Source organism: Atlantibacter sp. (assembly GCF_032062175.1).
Classification (GTDB): domain Bacteria; phylum Pseudomonadota; class Gammaproteobacteria; order Enterobacterales; family Enterobacteriaceae; genus Atlantibacter.
In genome coordinates, this window is sequence record NZ_DAMBQK010000003.1 from 258,848 (window position 1) to 282,716 (window position 23,869).

The following is a 23,869-nucleotide window of genomic DNA, read 5'->3' on the forward strand; positions in this document are numbered from 1 at the left end:
ACGATTTGATTATTACTGAAAGTAGCGAGGCCAAAACCATACCACTAAAGGCAGTACTACGACAAGAAACGCGGGACAGGTGAATGCTTTCAAGCGCCTGGAGAGAGGCAATAAAACACAGAGTGGCGGGAATTTCCCCCTCTCAGCGTAACGAGAGGGGGAAAAAGCAGCATTACGAAACCAGAAGTTGGTTCATGCGGCGAATAAACAAGTTTGGATCTTCCAGGGTGCCGCGTTCGGCCAACAGCGCCTGATCGAGCAGCAATTCCACCCACTCTTTGAAGCGCGCGTCATCCTGGGTATCCGCAGTGCGTTTCACCAGCACGTGGTCCGGGTTCAGCTCAAAGATGTATTTCACTTCCGGCACCGCCTGGCCCGCAGCGGCAAACAGTTTTGCCATCTGGGTGCTCATTTCGTCGTTGTCGGTGGTGACAATCGCCGGGGTGTCGGTCAGACGGTGGGTAAAGCGCACCTCTTTCACACGGTCGCCCAGCAGCGTTTTCACACGCTCAACGAACGGCTCCAGCGCTTTTTCCGCTTCTTTGGTCTGCTCGTCCACTTCATCCGCCAGCTTATCCAGCGACTCGTCCGCTTTGGCGATGGACTGGAATTTCTTGCCGTCGAACTCGGTCAGGTAGCTCATCATCCACTCATCGATGCGATCGGAAAGCAGCAGTACCTCAATGCCTTTCTTACGCAGCAGCTCCAGATGCGGACTGCTCTTGGCCGCGGCGTAGCTGTCGGCCGTGATGTAGTAGATCTTTTCCTGGCCTTCTTTCATGCGCGCCACATACTCTTCCAGTGACACGGTCTGCTCAGAAGAATCGGTATGGGTGGACGCAAAGCGCAGCAGTTTAGCGATGGTTTCCTGGTTGGCGTTGTCTTCCGCCGGGCCTTCTTTCAGCACCAGGCCGAACTGTTTCCAGAAGGTCTGGTATTTTTCCGCATCGTCTTTCGCCAGTTTTTCCAGGGTCTGCAATGCGCGTTTGGTCAGCGCATTGCGCAGATTGCGGGTCACGGTACTGTCCTGCAGGATTTCACGCGACACGTTCAGCGGCAGATCGTTGGAGTCGATAAGCCCACGGATAAAGCGCAGGTAGTTCGGCATAAACTGCTCGGCGTCATCCATGATAAACACGCGCTGCACGTAGAGTTTCAGGCCGTGTTTATGATCGCGGTTCCACATATCCCACGGTGCCTGGGACGGCACATACAGCAGGCTGGTGTACTCCTGCTTGCCTTCCACGCGGTTATGGCTCCAGATCAGCGGATCGGTGAAGTCATGGGCGATGTGCTTGTAGAACGCTTTGTACTCATCATCGCTGATCTCAGACTTGCTGCGGGTCCACAGCGCCTGGGCTTTGTTGATTTTTTCGAAGCTGACGACGGTTTCGCCGTCTTTCTCTTCGTGCTTCTCGATCTCAACCGGCAGCGCGATGTGATCGGAATATTTGCTGATGATCGAGCGCACGCGCCAGTCGTCGAGGAACTCGTCCTCGCCTTCGCGCAGGTGCAGGGTAATTTCGGTGCCGCGATCGGCTTTATTGATGTCAGCAACGGTGTATTCACCCTCGCCCGCCGATTCCCAGAACACGCCCTCTTCAGCGCTAACGCCCGCGGCGCGGGTACGAACGGTGACGTTGTCCGCCACAATAAACGCAGAGTAGAAGCCCACGCCGAACTGGCCGATCAACTGACTGTCTTTCGCCTGATCGGAGCCCATGCTTTCCAGAAATGCTTTGGTGCCGGATTTTGCAATGGTGCCCAGGTGATCGATCACCTCATCGCGGGTCATCCCGATGCCGTTATCGGCGATAGTCAGGGTGCGGTTAGCTTTATCAAAAGAAACACGCACGCGCAGATCGCCGTCGCCTGCGTACAGATCCGGGTTGGACAGCGCGCGGAAACGTAGCTTATCCGCCGCATCGGAGGCGTTGGAAATCAGCTCACGCAGGAAAATTTCTTTGTTGGAATACAGGGAATGGATCATCAGGTGCAGAAGCTGTTTTACTTCTGACTGGAAACCACGGGTTTCTTGTCCTTTCATTTAAGTCGACCTCAACAATGCCATTTAATGGGATGGATACCCTAAATAATTCGAGTTGCAGGAAGGCGGCAAGTGAGAGAATCCCCAGGAGCTTACATAAGTAAGTGACTGGGGTGAGCGAACGCAGCCAACGCACCGGCAACTTGAAGTATGACGGGTATAAAACGTTGAGGGAGAAATGGGGATAACGGAAGTGAATTTCAAGCGGAGCGTGGTGAGACACGCTCCGAATGATTAAAAAACAATCTTGTGACGACCGACCAGAGAGTGCGACAGCGTGGTGCCGTCCACCATTTCCAGTTCGCCGCCGACCGGTACGCCGTGAGCGATGCGGCTGGCGTCAACGCCGTACTGCCCGCACAGTTCCGCGATGTAGTTGGCCGTGGCTTCGCCTTCCACCGTGGGGTTGGTGGCGAGGATCACTTCTTTCAGCGACTCGCTTTCCAGACGCTGCTCAAGGCGATCCAGACCGATATCCTGCGGACCGATACCATCCAGCGGAGAGAGATGGCCCATCAGCACAAAGTAGCGGCCGGAAAACTGCCCGGTCTGCTCAATCGCGTAGATATCCGCCGGGCTTTCCACTATGCAGATTTGGCCATTTTCCCGACGGCGCGGGTTGGCGCAAATAGGGCAGATTTCCTGCTCGGTGAAGGTGCGGCAATCGGCGCAGTGGCCGATTTCCGACATGGCGCGGGTCAACGCCTGCGCCAGGCGCATGCCGCCGCTGCGATCGCGCTGCAACAGCGTGAAGGCCATACGCTGCGCTGATTTCGGGCCAACGCCCGGCAGGCAGCGCAGCGCTTCCATCAGTTGTGTCAGCAGAGGACTGGTTTGCATGAAAAGGTGTCCTTTAACGAGCCTGATTAATTATAAAGCGCGTAGATTATCATTTGGTGTTACGCCTGGACACCGTAAATTAAGATCAGTTATAGGTGAGATTGAGCGTCCCGGCGGCATTGGCCCTACCCGGCGTAACTGTGGGCAATGTCCGATAATAATTCGCGTTGAAATTCAATGTTACAGAGCGCTGGCAGCCGTCAGGGTTATGTACATCGCCAGAAAAATAACGGTATCCCTTTTCACCGTCGACGGTACGGTGAGAAGCACATAGCTGAAGAGGTGTGTTGATGGGGATGCCATTCGCCCCGCTGTCATAATCGGCACCGCGCAAATTAAGCTGAACACCAACCCCCTTCGCCACGCCTTCGCTCCCCGCATTTGATAAGGCGATGCCGGTATTGTTCGCCGTGTCGCCTTGCGCCGGGGCAGCGGCGATAACAGCCAGCGAGACGTTGGTGCCGGGTTCACAGTTTAAAATGACCTGTTGCTGTACTTCTCCGGCCTTACCGGTGGCATCAAAAGCCGCGACAAGAATATCGCCCATAGCGAAGTTGAGCGAGGCGACATCGGCAGTGCATCCCAGCGCCCGGACATCAATTGAAGTAGAAGTAACATTCAACTGCGAAACAATGTCGCCTTGCGAACTGGCATCCCGATGCTCACGAAACTCAACCCGGGCCAGAGGTGAAGGCAAGTTTAACTCTCCGCTGGCGATGTTCCCACCGGTGGTAACCAGTTGAAGGCGGTAGGCTGAACCCCGCATCGTATGATCGCTTTGCGCAGTGCTTCCGTAGCCTTTTACCCATTCATTACTGATTGCCCGCAAAAAATCATAAGGCCCGGTCTGGTTATGGGTAAAAACCCTGACGCCGATGCCCGGCACCGTGGTGGGATAAACATAATTGCCGGTGGCCTGGCCAGTTTGCGGGGCACTTTGATAAAAAAAACCTATAAAGTAGAGGGCGTTACAATCCAAAATAGCCACTTCGCTTTCACTGCCCGCTAAATAGCCGGAATCATAAAGTATCTCACCGGGTGCATAAGGCGTGCTATTAACCAGCAACTGCGTGGGTAGCACAATCGTGGAGACCGATACGCGATCGTCAACGTCGCGATGGCATGCCGCCCAGCCATTCACCGGAAAGACACAGGAAAAAAGTAACAGTAATCGGAAGAAAAGTTTCATATACCCTGGCTTATGATTAACAGGCTCAGTGGAGATCATTTGTAAGCGAAATTAATCGTAACGGCGGAAGAAAACTCGCCCGCACCCGGCGAGCCGCCGGGAGAAAACATACGGGCGAGAAGGATTAACTGCCCGCTTTTAGATTGGCTATTAAGCGCAAACGCATAGTGAGCGCCATTGGCAAGGTTAACCGGCGGCTTACCGTCGCCATTCACCAGTTGCAGGCCAACATCTTGCGCGCCATCATCCCGGGTGTTGGCGTAAAGCACCTGCGCCCATGCGTCGTTGTTGTAGGGCGTGCCGGTAAAGCTCGCCGTTGCCTCGGTAACACCCGTCGCGCATTCCGTTAACCGTAATTCAACCGGCACAGTGGTGCTGCTCCCCCCTTTAACTGACAAATCCTGCCGACGCCACACCCCCAGATCAACGGTTGACGGGGTATCGACATGGCACACCGCGTTGACAATATTGCCGGTCACGGTAAAAGCGAGAGTCTCCTGACTGTTAAACGCATCTGCGCGAAGAAAACCACCCGCGCAACACCAGAGCACAGCAAGGGTCATGAGGCTTCGGTAACATGAACACGCGATCGTCATACAGGCAACTCCTCCACCAGCGCCATATCGCAGCTAAAGGCATTCAGCGTGATACAACATGATCTTTTCCACTTGCGGGCGGATGAATGAATAGTTCAGGCGACACTGCTGGTTCGTGGCTTCCCCCCACTTTACCCAAAGCGTCCCCTTTTCTTTCAAGCCCGCGATATAAACCTGACCCTCATCGCCGACAATACTGCTGCGCTGCTCAGGGAGGTTTTCATCATCTTCATCATCACTACGGGTGACGATGGCGCCAAAAGGCACAGGATGATGCTGGTAAGTAAGTGTCATCATTGCGCGAAATCCAATAAATGTTTGAAAACGCGCCCTGACCACCGAACCGCGCGTGGGCACCAGCGTTCGGTTTACGTTTTCGATTTCCGCACCGGCTTCCGCTATGGCCTGGGCATCTATGCTCACGCTGGTTTCATGATAGGGCCGGATATAAGGCACCACGGCATTACCGCTCGAATCCGTCAGGAGATTCACCTGGCCGTTTACCGGCGCATCTCTTACACCTGGCGCCTGTACCAGCGCGACGGTTTCATTTAACGATCGGGAAAGTGTAATGCCCTGCGCGTGGGCGAGGACTCCGCCACGTATCGCGTAGTTGTAATAGTTGCTGTAATCGTCATAGCCATAGCTGGCGGATAGATTGGCGCTGGCGTGTTGATAAGCGAGGCTGAGATTGCCCGACGTGCTGCGGGTATCCGTCGTATAGCCTTCCTGCGCTTGCCAGCTTAATGAATTATCTGCAAAGGCGGTGCCGTTCAAGCCGACATTGTGCGCCGTTGGGCCGTCTTTGCTTTGACTCACGCTATAACTGGCGGAAACCGAATCGTAGCGCTCATTATTCCAAAAAGCGTCAAAGGGAATATTTAGGGTTAATGACAGCACATTGTCGTTGGTTGTTTTACTGGAATCGTCAGCGCCGGGAACATTGTGGTTGAAGGCATAGCTCATAAACCAGGAAACTTTCCGCCACGAACTGCTTAACCCAACGCTCAGGGAGTCGGTTCTTGAGCGATCCCAGTAAGATTCGCTCACCCACGACAAACTCATCGAACCGTAATCGGTATTCTGCGAAAGCGTCGCTTCAAGCCGATGACTATCGCGCTTGTCATCCGTATCACCGTTATCCTCGCTCAGCGAATATCTCAGGTCAGCGAAGTCAGCCAGCGAATAATAATCACGGGAAGAAGTCCGGGAACCGGCAACAGTCATGTCAGTGCCGGTTTCGGGGAATGCTTTACTGTAACGCACTTGCCAGGACTCACCACGGCTACGGGAAGAGGGATTGTTTTGCCCGCGCCCGTTTATCGTTGCCAGCGATTGCGAAACGTCAACTGACACGGCGCCAATCAGGCCAAGATTCAGTCCGGAGCCAACCAGAATATGGGTAAATGCCTCTTCAGCCTGTTGAAATCCACCATAGACAGTAACGCCATAGGGAAGACCATACGCCGCCGAAACCTGTAAGAAATTCATCGACTGGCTTTGCCCATTGCTGGAGCGCGTTTTCCCACCAACAACGCCATATTTGAATTGCCCTTCACGTTGCAATATGGCCAATGACGCATAAGGGACAATAAAGCTCTGCTCGCTGCCGTCAGCTTCTTTTACCATGACGTGTAAATCCCCTGAACTCCCTGTCGGATTCATGTCTCTGATTTCGAAAGCACCCGCTGGCACAGAGGTTTTATAAATGCTGTAGCCGTCCTGGTAGACGGTGACTTGTGCATTACTCTTCGCAATCCCACGCACCACGGGTGCGAATCCTTGCAGGCTGTCAGGTAACATTTCCGGGTCAGAACTGAGTTGCAGCCCGGTGAATTGCAGACTATCAAAAATACCCGCAGTGGTATTGGCTTCGCCGAGCGTTAACCGGCTTTTCAAACGGCGAATATCGTGCTCGGCATAGCTGTAAACTGACTGCCACTCACGGGTGTTTTCATCATGATCGAAAGTGGAATAATTGCGTAAACGCCAGGAACCAACGTTCAGGCCGGGTTGTAAGACCACAAACTGGCTGTTGGCAGTTGCCCCATCGTTGCGGGAATGATGGGTTTGCCCGGACAGGCTGTAATTGAGTAACCCCGCATTAATACCATCATCCCATTTTTCTTCCGGTATAAAGCCCCGTGCGGGAGCCAGCATAGCGACTTGCGGGATAAGCAGTTGCAGACGCTGCGTACTCATTTTAACGGTTATTTTCAATTCTGGAATGGCCGAAAGATTCGCGCAACCACTCTTGTCTGCTGCCAGTTCGGGATAACGTTCGACACGAATATTCCATCGTTGTAGTTGCCCAATGCTCAGACAGGGCTGGGCGTTGGAGGTCATCACGCCCGCTTTACCCGCCTCTTCCACCGCTTTGAACGTTATGGTAGTGGAATCTACGTAAGCGTCATTGATATAAATATCGAGATTAAAATCGCCGGGCGGCAGGTTCTGTTCTGCATACATCGCCAGGTCGATGGGCGGCGCTGAGGTTTCAGTAGTTTCAAGCAGGTGGGGGTTAAAATACTCTTTAGCCAGTACATTCAGCGAAACGCAAGATGTCCCCATTACTACACCCCAGGCTATTTTTTTGATATACACATTCACGCGTAGCTTGCTTCCTGCATCGCTTTTAACTCTCAATAAACTAATAAGCGGCTGAATAGTGCTTCCCGGCTAAACCAAAATCATTAATGATTTGCCATGTCACCTGGCCATGCGTTTGTGGTTTCTCAACAGGAATACTCAGTTCAGCATACGGTGCGATAAACCAGTTACCTGGAATAGTTTTACCGTCGACGATAAGTTCGAACAAATTAGCGTAAAACGGCGTCGGATTTTTAACCTTTATCATTTGCCCAACCGCCTGCCATTGCAGTTTTTCTGCATAATCCTCTGAATAAAGAGCTTTCAAACTCGCCGGGCGAAAAATAAGTTTAATCTGGGAGTTAATGGCGATTTGTAACATATTTTTACCAGCACCCTCCTCTTCCTCTGCCGCAGGAATACCTTTCACATTGAGCCAATACATTGACTCACGATCTTCAGGTAAGGGTTTCCCGGAACGGACTATACGTAAAGTCGCTTGTTCACCTGCCCCCATTCTGAATAATGGCGGCGTAATGATAAAACAGTCTTTTGGCGGAGATGTCGCATCAATCGGCGTCAACCAGGATTGTACAAGGCTTGCTGTTTTATCTTTATTATCGATTGATAATGTCGCCGCTTTACGCGTACCGTCAAATACTACTCGGGTGCCGCCCACCACAATATTGGCAAAGGCTAATGTGCTTGAAAACGACAACATGCATAACAAAATAAAGAGTAACTGCTTCATTGAATATTCCAGAAAATAGAGGAGAAGCGTTTTCTCCTCTCGCCACACATTACTTAGAGATAACTGACGTTATAGGTTAAGACACTGGTTACATTACCCGCAGTGGCCCCTGTGTTAGTGGCAACCAACTGAGCGGTGTAGTTCGCAGTTACATCACCGCCTGCTGGCGGCAGATCGATAGCATCGTTGTTAGCATCAGCTTTTACCGTTGTACTACCCTGTTTCAACAGTACGCCCACATTGTGAGCAGCATTCACTGTCGAGACATTTTTAAAGTAAGTCGGGTCGCCTTCCGTTGGGCCAGAGAATTTGATATAGGCTTTAGTCGGAACACCGGCCGCAGCCTGAGGGCAGGATGTCAGGGATATATCAAATGCTTGCGGTGCCCCCGTATTTCCTTTATTGGATAAATTATCTTTCGCGATCGTACCTATTTCAATGGTTGAATTTCCTCCGTTGACAATAATCGTACATGCTGAATCAATAACTTGACCGTTAAAAGTGATGGTATCAGAGGCATTTGCTGCGCTAATGCCTGCTGAAATTAAAAATGAAGAAAGAATGAAATTATTAACCACGTTCATTTTCATACCCGTTCCTTAGTAAATGAATGGCATCAGAACATATATTTTCAATGCGTATTTTCAGTAGGATAATATTAAATATATACCAAAGCCTATAAAATGAATTAATAATACAAACTACTAGCATGGAGCATAAGAATGCTAATGTACCGAAGACATTTAGCACAAGGAAAATAGCAGCAATTAAGCACAAATCGCTTAAATTCATTATATATACGCAACTCACCTAAATAGAAGCAAGCAACGCATTCAATAATTCCAAAAACAAAACCCCGGAATAATAAATCATTCCGGGGTTTCTCATATTCACACAATAAAAACAAAGCGTGATATATATAAAATATGAATCAGAACGGCATCTTAAAGCCTGGCGGCAGCTGCATACCGGAAGAAACAGACGCCATTTTCTCTTTCTGAGTTTCTTCGATACGACGCGCGGCATCGTTAAACGCAGCGGCAACCAGATCTTCCAGCATGTCTTTATCGTCTTCCAGCAGGCTCGGATCGATTTCCACGCGACGGCAGTTATGCGCGCCGTTGATGGTCACTTTCACCAGGCCCGCGCCGGATTCGCCGGTCACTTCCAGTTGCGCGATCTCTTCCTGCATTTGCGCCATTTTTTCTTGCATCTGCTGGGCTTGCTTCATCAGATTACCCAGACCGCCTTTTCCAAACATATGCATCTCTCTTTACTTAGGGGCTCGCCGGGCGTTTCCGCTCAGCGATACCGGGTTTACAACAGGCAGAAATCCTGCCCGTCAAAGGGGGCGAATACTCTCTTCATCCAGATCGGCGTCAAAGAAACGACGCAGGGTCTGGATATTGGCATCCGCGATGATCGACTCGCGCGCCTGCGCCAGCTTCTCTTCATAAATCGCCTGCCGCCACTCAAGGGGCGTACGTTGGGCGAGATTATCATCTTCAATGATAGTCAGTTCAATCGGCATGCCATACAGCTGGCTCATCGCCTCGCTGATAGTTTGCCGCGCTGCGGGCGAATTCAAATGGCGCTGGGTGGAACGCAGGTGCAGGCAGATGTTTGGCCCATCCTGCTCTTTCCAGGCGTTCAGCGCCACCTGCTCTACCAGCTTCGGCAGCTTTAATAAGCTTACATCACGCGCCCATTCATCGCGCTCCAGAGATTCCTGCGCCAGTTTCGCGGCCAGCTCCGGGGTTTTCTCATGCTCGAGCGCTTTTTTCAGCGCTTTCGGCGTGGCGACGGGTTCCGGCGTGACTTCCACCACGTTCTGCGCTTTCCAGCGGTAGGCTTCCGGTTTGACCGGGGCGCTCTCCTGTGGCGCTTTCGCCGGTTTCGCTTTTACCCGTTCGGTGACCGAGGCCAGTCGTTCGAGCGCGGAGTTATTCACCGGCCGCGCGGTACCTGGCGCTGCCGGTTCACTCTTTTTTGCTTTGCTGCCCTCCTGGGCTTTCTGCAAGCGGCTTCGGGCTTCCAGCAGATGGCTGGTGGCATCAGGCAGCGGGACGTTCGATGCAGGCGGCTGCGGCGCGACCGGCGACGGCGCTTCCACGCGGGCGACGGGTTGCGCAGCCACTGCCGGTATCGCCGTCTGCACCGGCTGCGGTTCCGCTATGGGTGCACGCGGGTGAAACGCCAGCGCACGCAGCAGCGTCATTTCCACGCCCATCCGCCGGTCCGGCGCCCAGGGCAATTCTTTGCGGCCAATCAACAGCGTTTGATAATACAGTTGCACATCCGCTGGCGGCAGCGTACGCGCCAGTTCGCGCAGGCGCTGTTCAATGGCGGCCATGTCCGTACCGATAGCGGCGGGAGAAAGCTGCACCATGGCAATGCGATGCAGCAGGCTGAGCATTTCCACCAGCAGCGCTTCCCACTCCACGCCACGGGAATGCGCCTCGTTAATCAGGCGCATCACGGTTTCGCCTTCGGCGCGGGCCAGCGCTTCAATCAGCGCCAGCGCCTGGGAATCGTCGAGGGTGCCTAACATAGCGCTAACTGCCGCCGTGCTGACCTGCCCGTCGCCGCTGGCGATGGCCTGGTCGGTCAGGCTTAACGCATCGCGCAGGCTGCCTTCCGCCGCGCGTGCCAGCAGTTGCAGGGCGCGCGATTCGTGGTCGATTTTTTCCTGGGTAAGAATATGTTCCAGCTGATCGCGGATCTGCTCAACGTCCAGCGCTTTAAGATGGAATTGCAGGCAGCGCGACAGGATCGTCACCGGCAGTTTTTGCGGATCGGTCGTCGCCAGCAGGAATTTGACGTGCGCGGGCGGCTCTTCAAGCGTCTTCAACAGCGCGTTAAAGCTGTGGCGCGAGAGCATGTGCACTTCGTCAATCAGATAAACTTTGAAGCGCCCACGGGCGGGCGCATATTGCACGTTATCCAGCAAATCGCGGGTATCTTCAACCTTGGTACGCGAGGCGGCGTCGATTTCGATCAAATCGACAAAGCGGCCCTGCTCGATTTCGCGGCAGTTGTCGCACACGCCGCACGGGGTCGCCGTAATGCCGGTTTCGCAGTTCAGCCCTTTGGCTAACAGACGCGCAATCGAGGTTTTCCCCACACCGCGTGTGCCGGAAAACAGGTATGCATGATGGATACGCCCGAGGGATAATCCATTCGCCAGCGCGGTCAGTACGTGTTCCTGGCCGACGACGTCAGCAAAGGTTTGTGGGCGCCATTTACGGGCTAAGACCTGATAACTCATGGGCTGGCTCTGAAATGCCTGGATGGTGAATAGAAAGGGGTAATGCTAACACAGCCCCACCTGTACGGCGAGGCTGTCGGGGGGCGAATATCAATGACCGGGGAACGGAACCAGGCTGAAGCAGTCGATGCCCGCCTGCTGCAAACGCTGCTCGCCGCCAAGGTCAAACAGGTTGATGATAAACGCAGCGTCTTTCACTTCTCCACCCAGGCGGCGGATCAGTTTCACGGTGGCGTCGATAGTGCCGCCAGTCGCCAGCAGATCGTCCACCACCAGCACGTTGTCGCCGGGTTTGATCGCATCAATGTGGATTTCCAGCTGATCGGTGCCGTATTCCAGCTCATAGCTTTCTGCGATGGTTTCACGCGGCAGCTTGCGCGGTTTACGCACCGGGACAAATCCGACGCCCAGCGCCAGCGCGACCGGCGCGCCGAACAGGAAGCCGCGCGCTTCGGTGCCCACCACTTTGGTGATGCCGGCGTCTTTGTAGCGCTCGGTCAGCAGTTCGATACTTAACGCGTAGGCTTTGGGGTCTTCCAGCAGGCTGGTGACGTCACGAAACAGGATGCCCGGCTTCGGGTAATCCTGGATGCTTTTAATACTGTCTTTAAGAAATTCAAGCTGCTGTGCAGTCGCGGTCATAATTACATGCCTGATTAAAACGGGTTGACTCACAAGGCACGCCAAAGGGGCTAAACGCGGTTTTGCTTAAGCATTAACCAGGGCGTGTCTGTTGCCGAAAACGCCAGAATGTACTGGCTGCGCCATCGAAATGCAACAATTCAGATGCGGGTTCAGGGGTTTTGTTGCTTTTCGTCAATCACCGGGATACGCCACATAAAGATCAGCAGGCAGCCCAGAATCGTTAATAACAAAATACGCACCCAGAACATGTTGACCAGCCACAGCGACACGGCAAATGTAACAAGAATAAACGCTATCGCCCGGGGTTTAGCGCCGCGCGGCATCGCTTTATGCTGTTGCCAGTAGCGTAAATACCCGCCAAACCACGAGCGGTACAGCAGCCAGTGGTGAAAGCGCGGCGATGATCGGGCAAAACACCAGGCCGCCAGCAGTAAAAAAGGGGTGGTGGGAAGCAACGGGAGCACTACGCCAAGCGTCGCAAGCACTACCGCAATCCAGCCAATGATGATTAAAATAAGTCTTTGCATAGTCGCTTCCACAGAGTCATGTCGGCTACTGTAGCACAGCGCGCACGGGACACAGCGGAGAGCGAATGAAAACCGACCGATTATTACAATCGCTACAAACGCGTATGGAAAACCTGGCCCAGATGCTTAAACCGCTGGCGCAGCATCGCACTCTGTCGGCGCGTTTCGATCGCCAACTTTTCCAGACTCGCTCAACGCTTATCAATGATTATTTACAGGAATGCTGGCGCAATCTGGACGCCTTAACCGATCACGTCCGGCAACAAAAAACCGCACAAGTCGCCTGGCTGGCGGAGCATCTTGTTGCCCAGATGGAGGCGCTGGCTCGCGAAGGGGCGACATGGTCGTTGCGCCACCATGACAGCGCCCATCTGCCCGCGGGCCGCCGTCACGCGCAATTGTTGCAGCATCAGGAGTATGAACGCCGCCTGTTGGCGATGAAGCAGCAGCGCGAAGCGCAGTTGCGCGATGTTGAAACTCTGCAAGCGCAGCAGAAATTACATAAAGAGATTGATGCCCTGGATGGCCGCCTGGCGCGCTGCCGCCATGCGCTGGCGGGCATTGAGCGCGCGCTGGCGCGGCAAACACGTTAACCCACAGGAGAAAACCGTGTCCCTTGAGAACGCCCCCGATGACGTCAAACTGGCGGTGGATTTAATTATGCTGCTGGAAACGCACAACATTGCGCCAGAGACGGCGTTAAGCGCGCTGGAGATGGTGCGGCAGGATTTTTTGCGAAAACAGCGAGAAGCGGAGAAGCCAGATTAAGCCTCCTCTCCTGCCGGTAACGTCGCAGGAGAGGCCGGTCGGTGGTTAGATTGCCGCGTCGTCTTCTTCGCCGGTGCGGATACGCACCACGCGCGCCACATCAAACACGAAGATTTTACCATCGCCAATTTTACCGGTCTGCGCGGTGCGAATAATGGTATCCACGCAGGTATCGACGATATCGTCAGTCACCACGATTTCAATTTTCACCTTTGGCAGGAAATCCACCATGTATTCCGCGCCACGGTACAGCTCGGTATGCCCTTTCTGGCGACCAAAACCTTTTACTTCGGTCACGGTCATCCCGGTGATACCCACTTCAGCCAGCGCCTCGCGCACATCATCCAGTTTGAAAGGTTTAATAATTGCATCAATCTTTTTCATGGTGAACCCTTAACTCATCTCGCCTGAGGCACAGTTATCTACGCGTAATCGGTTGCTCACCGTACCATATGTTGAGGCCGGTTTGGCAGCAAAACTACTCTTTAAAATCATTCGCATCGAGCTCGTGGCGGGCCAGCAGTTTGTAAAACTCGGTGCGGTTGCGCCCCGCCATACGGGCGGCGTGGGTCACATTGCCTTTGGTGATCTGCAAAATCTTACGCAGGTAGTTGAGTTCAAACTGGTTACGCGCCTCGACAAAGGTCGGCAGCACCGAGTTTTCCCCTTCCAGCGCCTGGCACACCAGCGCTTCGCTGATCACCGGCGCGGAGGTCAGCGCCACGCACTGCTCGATCACGTTGACCAGTTGGCGCACGTTGCCCGGCCAGCTTGCCCCCATCAGGTATTTCATGGCTTCGGTGGAAAAGCGCCGTACAAAAGGCTTATGGCGATCCGCCGCCTGCCGCAGGAGATGGTTCGCCAGCAGCGGGATATCTTCCGCACGTTCGTTGAGCGCGGGGATTTTCAGGCTCACGACGTTCAGGCGATAAAACAGATCCTCGCGGAATTCGCCACGCGCCATCGCTTTGGGTAAATCCCGGTGGGTGGCGGAAATGATCCGCACATCGATGTCGATATCGCGGTTGCTGCCGAGCGGGCGCACTTTACGCTCCTGCAAAACGCGCAGCAGTTTGACCTGTAGCGGGATCGGCATATCGCCGATTTCATCGAGAAAGAGCGTGCCGCCTTCCGCCGCCTGAAACAGCCCTTCACGGCTACTCACCGCGCCGGTAAACGCACCGCGCGCATGGCCGAACAGCTCTGACTCCAGCAACTGTTCCGGCAGCGCGCCGCAGTTAATGGCGATGAAGGCTTTTTTCGCCCGGGGGCTGGCGTTGTGGATGGCCTGCGCCAGCACCTCTTTACCGGTGCCGCTCTGGCCGTTGATCAGTACGCTGACGTCGGACTGCGCTACCATCCGCGCCTGTTCGAGCAGGCGCAGCATCAGCGGGCTGCGGGTGACGATAGTGTTTTGCCATTCGTCATCGCCACCGACGCCCTTGTGGGCCAGCGCGTCGTCGATGGCCTGATACAGCGCGTCTTTATCGACGGGTTTAGTGAGAAAACTGAAAACGCCCTGCTGGGTAGCCGCCACCGCGTCGGGGATCGAGCCGTGCGCGGTGAGAATGATCACCGGCAATCCGGGCTGCACTTTCTGAATTTCGCTGAACAGTTCCATCCCGTCCATCTCATCCATACGCAGGTCGCTGATCACCAGATCAATCTGCTCGCGCGCCAGTACCTTAAGCCCTTCCGCCCCGCTTTCGGCGGTTTCCACGCTGTAGCCCTCGCTGGTCAGGCGTAAGCCTAACAGTTTGAGCAAGCCGGGATCGTCATCCACCAGCAGTAAGCGCGCCGGTTTATGCTGCGTCATGGTTTTGCCTCCTGCGTATCGGCGGGGGTTTCCTTGTCATCCGGCGTCGTTGCCGGATGCGTTGCGTCAGGCAATTCGCTGCCCGGTATTTTGCGCGAGGAGAGCCGACGTTCAATGTCGGTCAGGTTTTCAAGTTTTTGGCTCACCTGAGCAAGTTGGCTGCGCAGACGGTGCTGCTGTTCGCGCAACATATCCAGCTCGCTGTCGCTGGTCTGCTGCAATTTGGCATAGCGGCTACGCTCTTCAGCAAGCTGCAACTGGGCTGCCTGATTATCGCGCCATACCTGATAGAGCGGGCGAATTTGCGAAGGGATATCGGCGGCAAGCTCATCAAGACGATTAACGTAGCGGCGGCGTTCGCCGGGGGTAATTTTCGCGCTGGACAGCAGAATGCCGCGTTTGAAGGTCGCCTGCCAGGTATCATCCTGCAACGCGCGCGCTTGCGCCCGCGCGTCGGCGGGCGCAAGCCGTTCCGCGCAATCCATACCGCGTAGCCAGTAAAGCGGGTTATGGTCACTGTCATGGCCCGACAGCCGCCAGATGTCCTGGCAATCGGTTGAGAGAAAATCAGCCACCTGTTGTTCAGGATATTTAGGCTGGTGTCGGTCTATTTTGCTGTGGATCGCGTCTTCTGCGCAGCCGGTAAGCATAAATGCGACCAGCGTTCCGCCCGCAAGCACGAAAGCGGGTTTAAAAGACGACGCTGCGCGCCGCCATAGCCTGCTAAACAATACATTCATGATGACGATTTTTCCGGGTCACAGACAGGCAATTCGATGCGGAAACAAACATCAGCGGTGTTATCGTCCACCAGATGGAGTTCTCCATGCATCCGTCGAATACAATCCTGGGCGATACTCAGCCCCAGGCCACTGCCTTTAACCGCCCCTTTTCGTTGATGGCTTCCCTGAAAGAATGGCTCAAAAATCATGTCGCGTTCAGCAGCAGGAATTGGCGTGCCGCTGTTCGCCACATCAATCCGCACCCGGTTACCGACCTGTCGGCTGCGAATATAAATGTTACCGGATTCGCTCCCATAGTGCACCGCATTGGAATAGAGATTATCTATTACGCTCATCAATAACATAGGTTCAGCCTGGCAGGATGCGGCTTCCAGTGCCAGGTCGGTACGCATCATTTTTGCCCGGGCCGGCAGGCTGTGGGCGGAGATGACCATATCGATTAACGGTTCCAGTTCAACCTTTTCCAGCTCAATAACGCCATCTGCCAGTTTGCGGTTGTAATCCAGCAGTTGCTCAATCAATTTCTGTAAGTTGCGGCTGCTGCTGTCGAGGATGGACACCACTTCTTCCTGCTCCGCCGTGAGCGGCCCCACCACCCGATCGGCCAGCAGTTCGGTCCCTTCACGCAGGCTGGCGAGGGGGGTTTTCAGCTCATGGGATATGTGCCGCAGGAACTGATGACGCTGAGATTCCAGCCAGGACAAGCGTTCGCTTAACCAGATCACCCGCTGCCCTACTGAACGCAGCTCGCGTGGCCCTTTAAACATCACCGAATCGCCCAGTAATTCGCCCTCACCCAGCCGGTTAATCATCCGTTCGATGCCCTTCACCGGGCCGATAATCATTCGGGTAAACAGCACGACCAGGCCCAGGCTGACCAGAAAAAGAAGCATCGCCTGCCAGCCAAAGAATTGCCCCCGGGAGGCGATATCCCGCTGTAATTGCTGCCCACGAGAAAACACCACGCTGCGCGTGGTTTGCACCATTTCACTGTTGGCTTTGGCGAAGGCGTCCAGATGGTCGTCCGCCGCGTCGGCGAGCCCGCTGTCTTTACATTGCAGTTGCGCCAGCGCGTCAAGATTGTCCTTTAGCCGCTGATAAAGGGCTTTATCCGGCAGGACGATGGCATGGGATTCAAGCATCTGCGCATAACGCTGGCGCTGCGTTTGATACACCTTTTCAAGGGTGGCGTCATCCAGCACGCAATACTGCCGATAGCTGCGTTCCATTTCCAGCGCGGCATTGGTCATGGCTTCGCTGCGCCGGGCGTCGATCAGGGTTGTGCGGTTAGTGCGTGCCGCCTGTTTGCTGAGATCGTTCAGGCTCTGCCAGGCCTGCCAGGCCAGTACCAGCAAAGGCAGCAGGATCAGTAAAAAGGCCATAACGACCAATTGGCGCAGCGAGCGTGGAAAGAGGGACCAGCGTTTCACCAGGATTCCCTTTCAGAGAAGTTGTAGCTGGATGCTAACTGACATCAGGGGCACAGAAAAGGGTGAAACGTAGAAACGACAAAGGCAGGGAAAAATCCCTGCCTTTGTCGTGAAATAGGCGGTGCCTTACTCAACGTGTCGCCCGGGGTCAGATAAAGCAAAGCTATTATCAATAGTTGGACGGCAGGCACCTTTTTGTGCGTCATTCGAAGTTTATGTAGCGCTCGCGTGGGGCTGACATAAGAAGGTGAATGAGCCACTGGCGATTATTATGCATCAACTGTGCCAATAAAGCCAACAAATATATAATAAACTGATAAATAAGAGTTTATATATATTTAAAATTTTGTATCCCGTCGGTTCAGGAAAGTTAAAAATGTCGCCAATAAGCAACACAACTGGGCCTTGAAATATTTAGCTATAAAAATCAAATAAATAGGCGTCTCCTTTTGGAGACGCCTTACTTTGCGCATTGTCGCAAAATTGCGACAGACATTTTTTGGGCCCTATTAACCCAACTGCTTACGCGCATTACGGAAGATACGCATCCAGGGGCTATCCTCACCCCAGTTCTCCGGGTGCCAGGAGTTGCTGACGGTACGGAATACGCGCTCCGGATGTGGCATCATCAGCGTCACGCGGCCGCTTTCACTGGTCACCGCCGTGATCCCGTTCGGCGAGCCGTTCGGGTTAGCCGGGTAGGTTTCAGTTACCTTGCCAAAGTTATCCACGTAGCGCAGCGCCACCAGGCCTTTGCTTTCCAGTTGGGCCAGATGGGTAGCGTCACGCACTTCCACGCGGCCTTCGCCGTGAGAAACCGCAATCGGCATCCGGGAACCGGCCATGCCGTCCAGCAGCAGCGACGGGCTGGAGGTTACTTCCACCAGGCTGAAACGCGCTTCGAAGCGATCGGAGTAGTTACGTACAAAGCGCGGCCACAGGTCACTGCCCGGGATCACTTCACGCAGATTGGACATCATCTGGCAGCCGTTGCACACGCCCAGCGCCAGCGTTTGCGGACGGTGGAAAAAGGTCTCGAACTCATCGCGCACGCGGCTATTGAACAGGATTGATTTCGCCCAGCCTTCGCCCGCACCCAGCACGTCGCCGTAGGAGAAACCGCCGCAGGCCACCAGCGCCTGGAACGATTCCAGCCCGGTGCGGCCCGCCAGCAGGTCGCTCATATGCACGTCGATGGCGTCAAAGCCCGCGCGATAAAACGCCGCTGCCATCTCTACATGGGAGTTAACGCCCTGCTCGCGCAGCACCGCCACTTTCGGACGCGCCCCGGTAGCGATAAACGGTGCGGCGATATCTTCCGCGATATCAAAGCTCAGTTTTACGTTCAGGCCCGGATCGCTTTCGTTGGCTTTGGCTTCATGCTCCTGATCGGCACACGCCGGGTTATCGCGCAGGCGTTGCATCTGCCAGGTGGTTTCCGCCCACCACATACGAAGCGTGGAGCGGCTTTCGCTGAACACCGCATGGCCGTCGGCAGTCAGGACAAAACGATCCCCGGCTACGGCTTTACCCAGATAGTGAACGCAATCACCCAAACCATGCGTTTTCAGGATCTGCTCAACCGCTGCGCGATCTGCCGCCGCCACCTGGATCACCGCACCCAGCTCTTCATTAAATAATGCCGCCAGGCGATCGTTGCCCAGGGTCGCGATATCCGCTTCAACGCCGCAGTGACCGGTAAAGGCCATTTCCGCCAGTGTCACCAGCAGGCCACCGTCGGAACGGTCGTGGTAAGCCAGCAGTTTATGCTGCGCGACCAGCGCCTGGATGGCGTCGTAAAAGCCTTTCAGCTTCGCCGGGTCGCGCACGTCTGCCGGTTTATCGCCCAGTTGACGGTAAACCTGCGCCAGTGCAGTAGCGCCCAGCGCATTGTGCCCTTCGCCCAGGTCGATAAGCAGCAGGGCGTTATCGTCGGTAGAAAGCTGCGGCGTCACGGTATGGCGTACATCTTCTACGCGGGCAAACGCGGTGATCACCAGCGACAGCGGCGAGGTCATTTCACGGGTTTCATTACCTTCCTGCCAGCGGGTTTTCATCGACATGGAGTCTTTGCCCACCGGAATGGTCAGACCCAGTTGCGGGCACAGCTCCTCGCCCACGGCTTTCACTGCATCGTACAGGCCTGCGTCTTCACCAGGGTGGCCTGCGGCGGCCATCCAGTTTGCGGAAAGCTTGATGCGTTTGATGTCGCCAATCTGGGTCGCTGCGATGTTAGTCAGCGCTTCCCCTACCGCCAGACGGCCTGACGCGGCGAAATCGAGCAGTGCCACCGGCGCGCGTTCGCCCAGGGACATGGCCTCGCCGTAGTAGCTGTCGAGGCTGGCAGTGGTGACCGCGCAGTTAGCAACTGGGATCTGCCACGGACCGACCATCTGATCGCGCGCCACCATGCCGGTGACGGTACGGTCGCCAATGGTGACCAGGAAGGTTTTTTCCGCCACCGTCGGCAGATGCAGTACGCGGTTAACCGCGTCGGCAATGGAGATAGCGCTACAGTCCAGCGCCTCGCCCACCGCCTGCAAACGCTCAACGTTGCGGGTCATTTTCGGGGTTTTGCCCAGCAACACGTCCAGCGGCATATCGATGGGTTGATTATCGAAGTGGCTGTCGTTAAGCGTCAGGTGCTGTTGTTCAGTCGCTTCGCCAATCACCGCATACGGCGCGCGCTCGCGGCGGCACAACTCGTCAAACAGCGCCAGCTGTTCCGGCGCAACCGCCAGCACATAACGTTCCTGAGATTCGTTACACCACACTTCCAGCGGGCTCATGCCCGGCTCGTCGTTCAAAATATCGCGCAGCTCGAAACGCCCGCCGCGACCGCCATCGCTTACCAGTTCCGGCATGGCGTTAGACAAGCCACCCGCGCCAACGTCATGAATAAACAGAATCGGGTTAGCGTCGCCCAACTGCCAGCAGCGGTCGATCACTTCCTGGCAGCGGCGTTCCATTTCCGGGTTGTCGCGCTGTACCGAAGCGAAATCCAGGTCAGCATCCGACTGGCCGGACGCCATTGACGATGCCGCGCCGCCGCCCAGACCGATATTCATCGCCGGGCCGCCCAGCACGATCAGCTTCGCGCCCGGTGGGATATCGCCCTTTTTCACGTGGTCGGCACGGATGTTGCCAATCCCGCCCGCCAGCATAATCGGCTTGTGGTAACCGCGCAGTTCAACGCCGTTGTGGCTGTTAACCTGCTCTTCATAGGTACGGAAATAGCCGTTCAGCGCCGGGCGACCAAATTCGTTGTTAAACGCCGCGCCGCCCAACGGGCCTTCAGTCATGATATCCAGCGCGCTGACGATACGCTCCGGCTTGCCGAAATCCTGTTCCCAGGGCTGCTCAAAGCCCGGAATGCGCAGGTTGGAGACCGAGAAACCCACCAGCCCTGCTTTCGGTTTCGCGCCGCGCCCGGTGGCGCCTTCATCGCGAATTTCGCCGCCGGAACCGGTGGCTGCGCCCGGCCACGGGGAGATCGCTGTCGGGTGGTTATGGGTTTCAACCTTCATCAGGATATGCGCCGCTTCCTGGTGGAAATCATATTGCCCGGCTTCGTGGTCCGCGTAGAAGCGCCCTACTTCAGAGCCTTCCATCACCGCGGCGTTGTCTTTATAGGCAGACAGCACGTGGTCCGGGGTTTTCTCAAAGGTTTTCTTGATCATTTTGAACAGCGACTTCGGCTGCTGTTCGCCGTCGATCACCCAGTCGGCATTGAAGATTTTATGACGGCAATGTTCAGAGTTGGCCTGGGCGAACATATACAGTTCGATGTCGTTCGGGTTACGCCCCAGAGTGGTGAACGCATCTTGCAAATAATCGATTTCATCTTCGGCCAGCGCCAGGCCGAGACGAATATTGGCCTCTTCCAGCGCGGCGCGTCCCTGCCCTTGCAGATCGACGCGTTGTACCGGCGCAGGCTGATGAAGGGCAAACAACTGCTCCGCCTGCTCCAGCGAGGCGAACACGGTTTCCATCATTCGGTCATGCAACTCTGCGGCGACCTGTTGCCACTGGGCCTCGGTCAGGGTGCTGGCCTCGACATAATATGCCACGCCGCGCTCAAGGCGCTTAACGCTTGCCAGGCCGCAGTTATGGGCGATATCGGTGGCCTTGGAAGACCAGGGGGAGAGGGTGCCAGGACGCGGCGTAACGACAATCAATCGGCCTGATGGCGCATGGCTGCTGAAGTTCGGGCCATATTTCAACAGGCGTTCGAGTTGCGCGTGTTCTTCGGTGGTCAGTGGAGCGGTGATGTCAGCAAAATGAACATACTCGGCGTAAATGTCACTCACCGGCAGGTGAGCATCGTTAAAGCGGGCCAGCAGTTTGTTAATACGAAATGCCGACAAAGCGGGCGAACCACGCAGAATTTCCATCATCAAAACTCTCTCGTCTTCGGGCGTGAGCGGCGCTCACAGGGGCGCATGGAGAAAACGGGCGTCATTATAATGAATCCGGCACGCCGACGAAACCGTTTGCGTAGAAATAAAATCGTCAATCGATAGCGCCTATAAATGTGATTGAAAGCGCGAATAAGTTGCCTCATGCGGTTTTATTAAGCAAAATGCCGCTCATTCAACAATAAAAACCGCATATTCATGACGATATTTAGCTGAGCCCCTTTCCAGCACAGAGAATTAACTATTTGAAAAAATTAAAGATTAATTATCTGTTTATCGGCATCGTGACCTTGCTGCTGGCCGTGGCGCTTTGGCCCGCCATTCCCTGGTTTGATAAAGCCGAAAATCGTATCGCCGCGATAAAAGCCCGGGGAGTGCTGCGCGTGAGTACCTTGTCCAGCCCGCTGATTTATAACCGGGTTAACGACAAAGTGGTGGGCCTGGATTATGAACTGGCCCAGAGCTTTGCCGATTACCTGGGCGTGAAGCTGCAAATCACCGTCCGTCCCACCATCAACAAACTGTTCGACGATCTGGATAACGGTACAGCGGATATCCTGGCGGCAGGCCTGGTCTATAACCAGGAGCGCAGCAAAAACTATCAGCCCGGCCCCACCTATTACTCGGTTTCCCAACAGCTGGTGTATCGCGTCGGTAAAACCCGCCCTAAAACCCTGGCCACGATCAGCGACGCGCAACTGGCTATCGCGCCTGGACACGTGGCGGCTAACGATCTTCAGGTGCTCAAAGCGCGTAAATATCCCGATCTGAACTGGCGTGTGGATGAGCACAGTAACAGCAACATGCTGTTAGGGCAGGTCGCAGACGGCACGCTGGATTACACGGTTGCCGACTCTGTGGCAATTAATTTGTTCCAGCGCGTCCATCCGCAAATTGCGGTGGCGCTGGATATCACCGATGAGCAGCCGGTCACCTGGTTCAGCCTGCGCGACGGGGATAATACGCTGTCCGCCGCCCTGCTCGACTTTTTCAATCAGATCACCGAAGACGGTACCCTGGCGCGACTGGAAGAAAAATACCTCGGTCACGGCGATGACTTTGACTATGTCGATACCCGCAGCTTTTTACGCGCGGTGGACAGCGTTCTGCCGGACCTGAAGCCGCTGTTCGAAAAGTACGCCACGGATATCGACTGGAAACTGCTGGCGGCCATCTCGTACCAGGAATCCCACTGGGACCCGCAGGCCACCTCGCCCACCGGCGTGCGTGGCCTGATGATGCTCACCCGTAACACGGCGCAAAGCCTCGGCTTATCCGATCGGCTCGACCCGGAACAAAGCATTAGCGGTGGGGCCCGTTATTTAAAAGATATGATGAGCAAAGTGCCGGAAAGCGTGCCTGAAGAGGAGCGTATCTGGTTTGCGCTGGCGGCGTACAATATGGGGTATGCCCATATGCTGGACGCCCGCGCCCTGACGGCGAAACAGAAAGGCAACCCGGATAGCTGGGCCGATGTGAAGCAACGGCTGCCGCTGCTCAGCCAGAAGCCGTATTACTCGAAAACCACCTATGGCTATGCCCGTGGACACGAAGCCTATACGTACGTGGAAAACATCCGTAAATATCAAATCAGCCTGGTGGGATATTTAATGGAGAAAGAAAAGCAAGCCGAACAGCAGCGCCAACTTGCCGAGGCTTACCCCGTCGCCCTGCCGGGGGATATGCCGGCTACCCCTTTCGCAATGCTTCCTTTTGGGCCTTTTTCTCAAGCCGCCTTACCCGAAAGAAGTCGCTTAACAGTGCCGAACACGTTGGGGCAAGTACCCCCTCAATAACCTGCATATGGTGATTCATGTGTGGATGAGCCGGGATATTCATTAGCGACCCTACTGCGCCAGTCTTGGCATCGCGCGCGCCGAATACCAGAGTACCGATACGGCTGTGCACCATCGCGCCCGCACACATGATGCAGGGTTCAAGGGTCACGTAAAGAGTGGTATTCAGCAGACGATAGTTTTGCAGCACCATGCCGCCCTGGCGTAGCGCCATAATTTCCGCATGGGCGGTAGGATCGTGGCGGCCAATGGGGCGGTTCCATCCTTCACCGATAACGCGGTTATCCTGCACCAGTACCGCGCCGACCGGCACTTCCCCTTCATCCCATGCCCGCTGCGCCAGGGTTAATGCATGACGCATCCAGTATTCATGGGAAAATTCAGTCTCTGACACGCTGCACTCCAGGCGAAAAAAAGCGGGCGCATTATACCCAAAATCCATGGCC

20 protein-coding genes and 1 other annotated feature are annotated in these 23,869 nt (G+C 55.1%); of the genes, 3 read left to right on the forward strand and 17 right to left on the reverse strand.

The genetic code is table 11. From position 1 onward, the window contains the following. Positions 1-172: 172 nt before the first annotated feature. From htpG to RT120_RS05270, 11 genes are all read right to left on the reverse strand, one after another. Positions 173-2,047, reverse strand: coding sequence for a molecular chaperone HtpG (htpG, locus tag RT120_RS05220; RefSeq protein ID WP_312980264.1), 1,875 nt, complete (start codon positions 2,045-2,047; stop codon positions 173-175). A gap of 234 nt (positions 2,048-2,281) precedes the next feature. Next, positions 2,282-2,887, reverse strand: a complete 606-nt coding sequence (gene recR, locus RT120_RS05225; protein ID WP_312980266.1) for a recombination mediator RecR — start codon at positions 2,885-2,887, stop codon at positions 2,282-2,284. Positions 2,888-2,972: 85 nt separating this feature from the next. Further along, a complete protein-coding gene (locus tag RT120_RS05230; RefSeq protein ID WP_312980269.1) occupies positions 2,973-4,076 on the reverse strand; it encodes a type 1 fimbrial protein in 1,104 nt (367 codons plus the stop codon). Positions 4,077-4,111: 35 nt separating this feature from the next. Then, positions 4,112-4,639: a fimbrial protein gene (locus RT120_RS05235; protein ID WP_312980271.1), complete on the reverse strand. Its 528-nt coding sequence runs from the start codon at positions 4,637-4,639 to the stop codon at positions 4,112-4,114. Positions 4,640-4,705: 66 nt separating this feature from the next. Beyond that, complete coding sequence (locus tag RT120_RS05240; RefSeq protein ID WP_312980273.1) at positions 4,706-7,282, reverse strand: fimbria/pilus outer membrane usher protein; 2,577 nt, start codon at positions 7,280-7,282, stop codon at positions 4,706-4,708. A gap of 40 nt (positions 7,283-7,322) precedes the next feature. Beyond that, entirely contained in the window at positions 7,323-8,012 is a 690-nt protein-coding gene (locus tag RT120_RS05245; RefSeq protein WP_312980275.1) for a fimbria/pilus periplasmic chaperone, read from the reverse strand. A gap of 53 nt (positions 8,013-8,065) precedes the next feature. Beyond that, complete coding sequence (locus RT120_RS05250) at positions 8,066-8,602, reverse strand: fimbrial protein (RefSeq protein WP_312980278.1); 537 nt, start codon at positions 8,600-8,602, stop codon at positions 8,066-8,068. A 341-nt stretch (positions 8,603-8,943) separates the two neighbouring features. Then, complete coding sequence (locus tag RT120_RS05255; protein WP_125293942.1) at positions 8,944-9,273, reverse strand: YbaB/EbfC family nucleoid-associated protein; 330 nt, start codon at positions 9,271-9,273, stop codon at positions 8,944-8,946. 81 nt (positions 9,274-9,354) lie between these two features. Further along, the gene (dnaX, locus tag RT120_RS05260; protein ID WP_312980282.1) at positions 9,355-11,280 is read right to left on the reverse strand and encodes a DNA polymerase III subunit gamma/tau; all 1,926 of its coding nucleotides are present in this window, start codon (positions 11,278-11,280) and stop codon (positions 9,355-9,357) included. Next, positions 9,958-10,022 (reverse strand) — a sequence feature (DnaX frameshifting element). (Overlaps the previous gene by 65 nt.) Before the next feature lie 90 nt (positions 11,281-11,370). Next, positions 11,371-11,922 (reverse strand): adenine phosphoribosyltransferase, encoded by a 552-nt coding sequence (gene apt / locus RT120_RS05265; protein ID WP_312980284.1) that lies wholly within the window; start codon positions 11,920-11,922, stop codon positions 11,371-11,373. A 152-nt stretch (positions 11,923-12,074) separates the two neighbouring features. Continuing rightward, positions 12,075-12,452: a DUF454 family protein gene (locus tag RT120_RS05270; RefSeq protein ID WP_312980286.1), complete on the reverse strand. Its 378-nt coding sequence runs from the start codon at positions 12,450-12,452 to the stop codon at positions 12,075-12,077. A gap of 65 nt (positions 12,453-12,517) precedes the next feature. Here RT120_RS05270 and priC point away from each other — a divergent pair, with 65 nt between their 5' ends. After that, positions 12,518-13,045: a primosomal replication protein PriC gene (gene priC, locus RT120_RS05275; protein ID WP_312980288.1), complete on the forward strand. Its 528-nt coding sequence runs from the start codon at positions 12,518-12,520 to the stop codon at positions 13,043-13,045. Between the two features lie 16 nt (positions 13,046-13,061). Then, the gene (gene rsmS / locus RT120_RS05280; RefSeq protein WP_312980290.1) at positions 13,062-13,220 is read left to right on the forward strand and encodes a pleiotropic regulatory protein RsmS; all 159 of its coding nucleotides are present in this window, start codon (positions 13,062-13,064) and stop codon (positions 13,218-13,220) included. Positions 13,221-13,265: 45 nt separating this feature from the next. Here the strand turns inward: rsmS and glnB are convergent, their stop codons facing one another. The 5 genes from glnB to purL all read right to left on the reverse strand — a co-directional run bounded on the left by glnB (position 13,266) and on the right by purL (position 21,606). Beyond that, a complete protein-coding gene (gene glnB / locus RT120_RS05285) occupies positions 13,266-13,604 on the reverse strand; it encodes a nitrogen regulatory protein P-II (RefSeq protein ID WP_002438074.1) in 339 nt (112 codons plus the stop codon). Positions 13,605-13,698: 94 nt separating this feature from the next. Next, positions 13,699-15,036 carry a two-component system response regulator GlrR gene (glrR, locus tag RT120_RS05290; protein WP_312980292.1) on the reverse strand — a complete coding sequence of 446 codons (1,338 nt, stop codon included), beginning with the start codon at positions 15,034-15,036 and terminating at the stop codon, positions 13,699-13,701. Further along, a complete protein-coding gene (qseG, locus tag RT120_RS05295) occupies positions 15,033-15,776 on the reverse strand; it encodes a two-component system QseEF-associated lipoprotein QseG (RefSeq protein ID WP_312980295.1) in 744 nt (247 codons plus the stop codon). The genes glrR and qseG overlap by 4 nt, the downstream gene beginning before the upstream one ends. Beyond that, on the reverse strand, positions 15,773-17,209 hold the full coding sequence (locus RT120_RS05300) for a HAMP domain-containing sensor histidine kinase (RefSeq protein WP_312980297.1): 1,437 nt from the start codon (positions 17,207-17,209) through the stop codon (positions 15,773-15,775). Before RT120_RS05300 ends, qseG begins: the two co-directional genes overlap by 4 nt. 509 nt (positions 17,210-17,718) lie before the next feature. Further along, positions 17,719-21,606 carry a phosphoribosylformylglycinamidine synthase gene (gene purL, locus RT120_RS05305; protein ID WP_312980300.1) on the reverse strand — a complete coding sequence of 1,296 codons (3,888 nt, stop codon included), beginning with the start codon at positions 21,604-21,606 and terminating at the stop codon, positions 17,719-17,721. Between the two features lie 266 nt (positions 21,607-21,872). On the opposite strand from purL, the gene mltF reads away from it, so the two are divergent. Further along, positions 21,873-23,423 carry a membrane-bound lytic murein transglycosylase MltF gene (gene mltF, locus RT120_RS05310; protein ID WP_312980303.1) on the forward strand — a complete coding sequence of 517 codons (1,551 nt, stop codon included), beginning with the start codon at positions 21,873-21,875 and terminating at the stop codon, positions 23,421-23,423. On the opposite strand, the gene tadA is transcribed toward mltF, so the two are convergent. Next, the gene (tadA, locus tag RT120_RS05315) at positions 23,317-23,817 is read right to left on the reverse strand and encodes a tRNA adenosine(34) deaminase TadA (RefSeq protein ID WP_312980306.1); all 501 of its coding nucleotides are present in this window, start codon (positions 23,815-23,817) and stop codon (positions 23,317-23,319) included. The two genes, mltF and tadA, sit on opposite strands and share 107 nt — an antisense overlap. Between the last annotated feature and the right edge of the window lie 52 nt (positions 23,818-23,869).

What these genes read in the sequence shown, in the direction of transcription:
- RT120_RS05270 (WP_312980286.1), bottom strand. Translation starts at nt 12,452, where the DNA reads ATGCAAAGACTTATTTTAATCATCATTGGCTGGATTGCGGTAGTGCTT.
- qseG (WP_312980295.1), bottom strand. Translation starts at nt 15,776, where the DNA reads ATGAATGTATTGTTTAGCAGGCTATGGCGGCGCGCAGCGTCGTCTTTT.
- recR (WP_312980266.1), bottom strand. Translation starts at nt 2,887, where the DNA reads ATGCAAACCAGTCCTCTGCTGACACAACTGATGGAAGCGCTGCGCTGC.
- priC (WP_312980288.1), top strand. Translation starts at nt 12,518, where the DNA reads ATGAAAACCGACCGATTATTACAATCGCTACAAACGCGTATGGAAAAC.
- RT120_RS05230 (WP_312980269.1), bottom strand. Translation starts at nt 4,076, where the DNA reads ATGAAACTTTTCTTCCGATTACTGTTACTTTTTTCCTGTGTCTTTCCG.
- RT120_RS05250 (WP_312980278.1), bottom strand. Translation starts at nt 8,602, where the DNA reads ATGAAAATGAACGTGGTTAATAATTTCATTCTTTCTTCATTTTTAATT.
- glrR (WP_312980292.1), bottom strand. Translation starts at nt 15,036, where the DNA reads ATGACGCAGCATAAACCGGCGCGCTTACTGCTGGTGGATGACGATCCC.
- dnaX (WP_312980282.1), bottom strand. Translation starts at nt 11,280, where the DNA reads ATGAGTTATCAGGTCTTAGCCCGTAAATGGCGCCCACAAACCTTTGCT.
- glnB (WP_002438074.1), bottom strand. Translation starts at nt 13,604, where the DNA reads ATGAAAAAGATTGATGCAATTATTAAACCTTTCAAACTGGATGATGTG.
- apt (WP_312980284.1), bottom strand. Translation starts at nt 11,922, where the DNA reads ATGACCGCGACTGCACAGCAGCTTGAATTTCTTAAAGACAGTATTAAA.
- htpG (WP_312980264.1), bottom strand. Translation starts at nt 2,047, where the DNA reads ATGAAAGGACAAGAAACCCGTGGTTTCCAGTCAGAAGTAAAACAGCTT.
- RT120_RS05235 (WP_312980271.1), bottom strand. Translation starts at nt 4,639, where the DNA reads ATGACCCTTGCTGTGCTCTGGTGTTGCGCGGGTGGTTTTCTTCGCGCA.
- purL (WP_312980300.1), bottom strand. Translation starts at nt 21,606, where the DNA reads ATGATGGAAATTCTGCGTGGTTCGCCCGCTTTGTCGGCATTTCGTATT.
- RT120_RS05245 (WP_312980275.1), bottom strand. Translation starts at nt 8,012, where the DNA reads ATGAAGCAGTTACTCTTTATTTTGTTATGCATGTTGTCGTTTTCAAGC.
- RT120_RS05255 (WP_125293942.1), bottom strand. Translation starts at nt 9,273, where the DNA reads ATGTTTGGAAAAGGCGGTCTGGGTAATCTGATGAAGCAAGCCCAGCAG.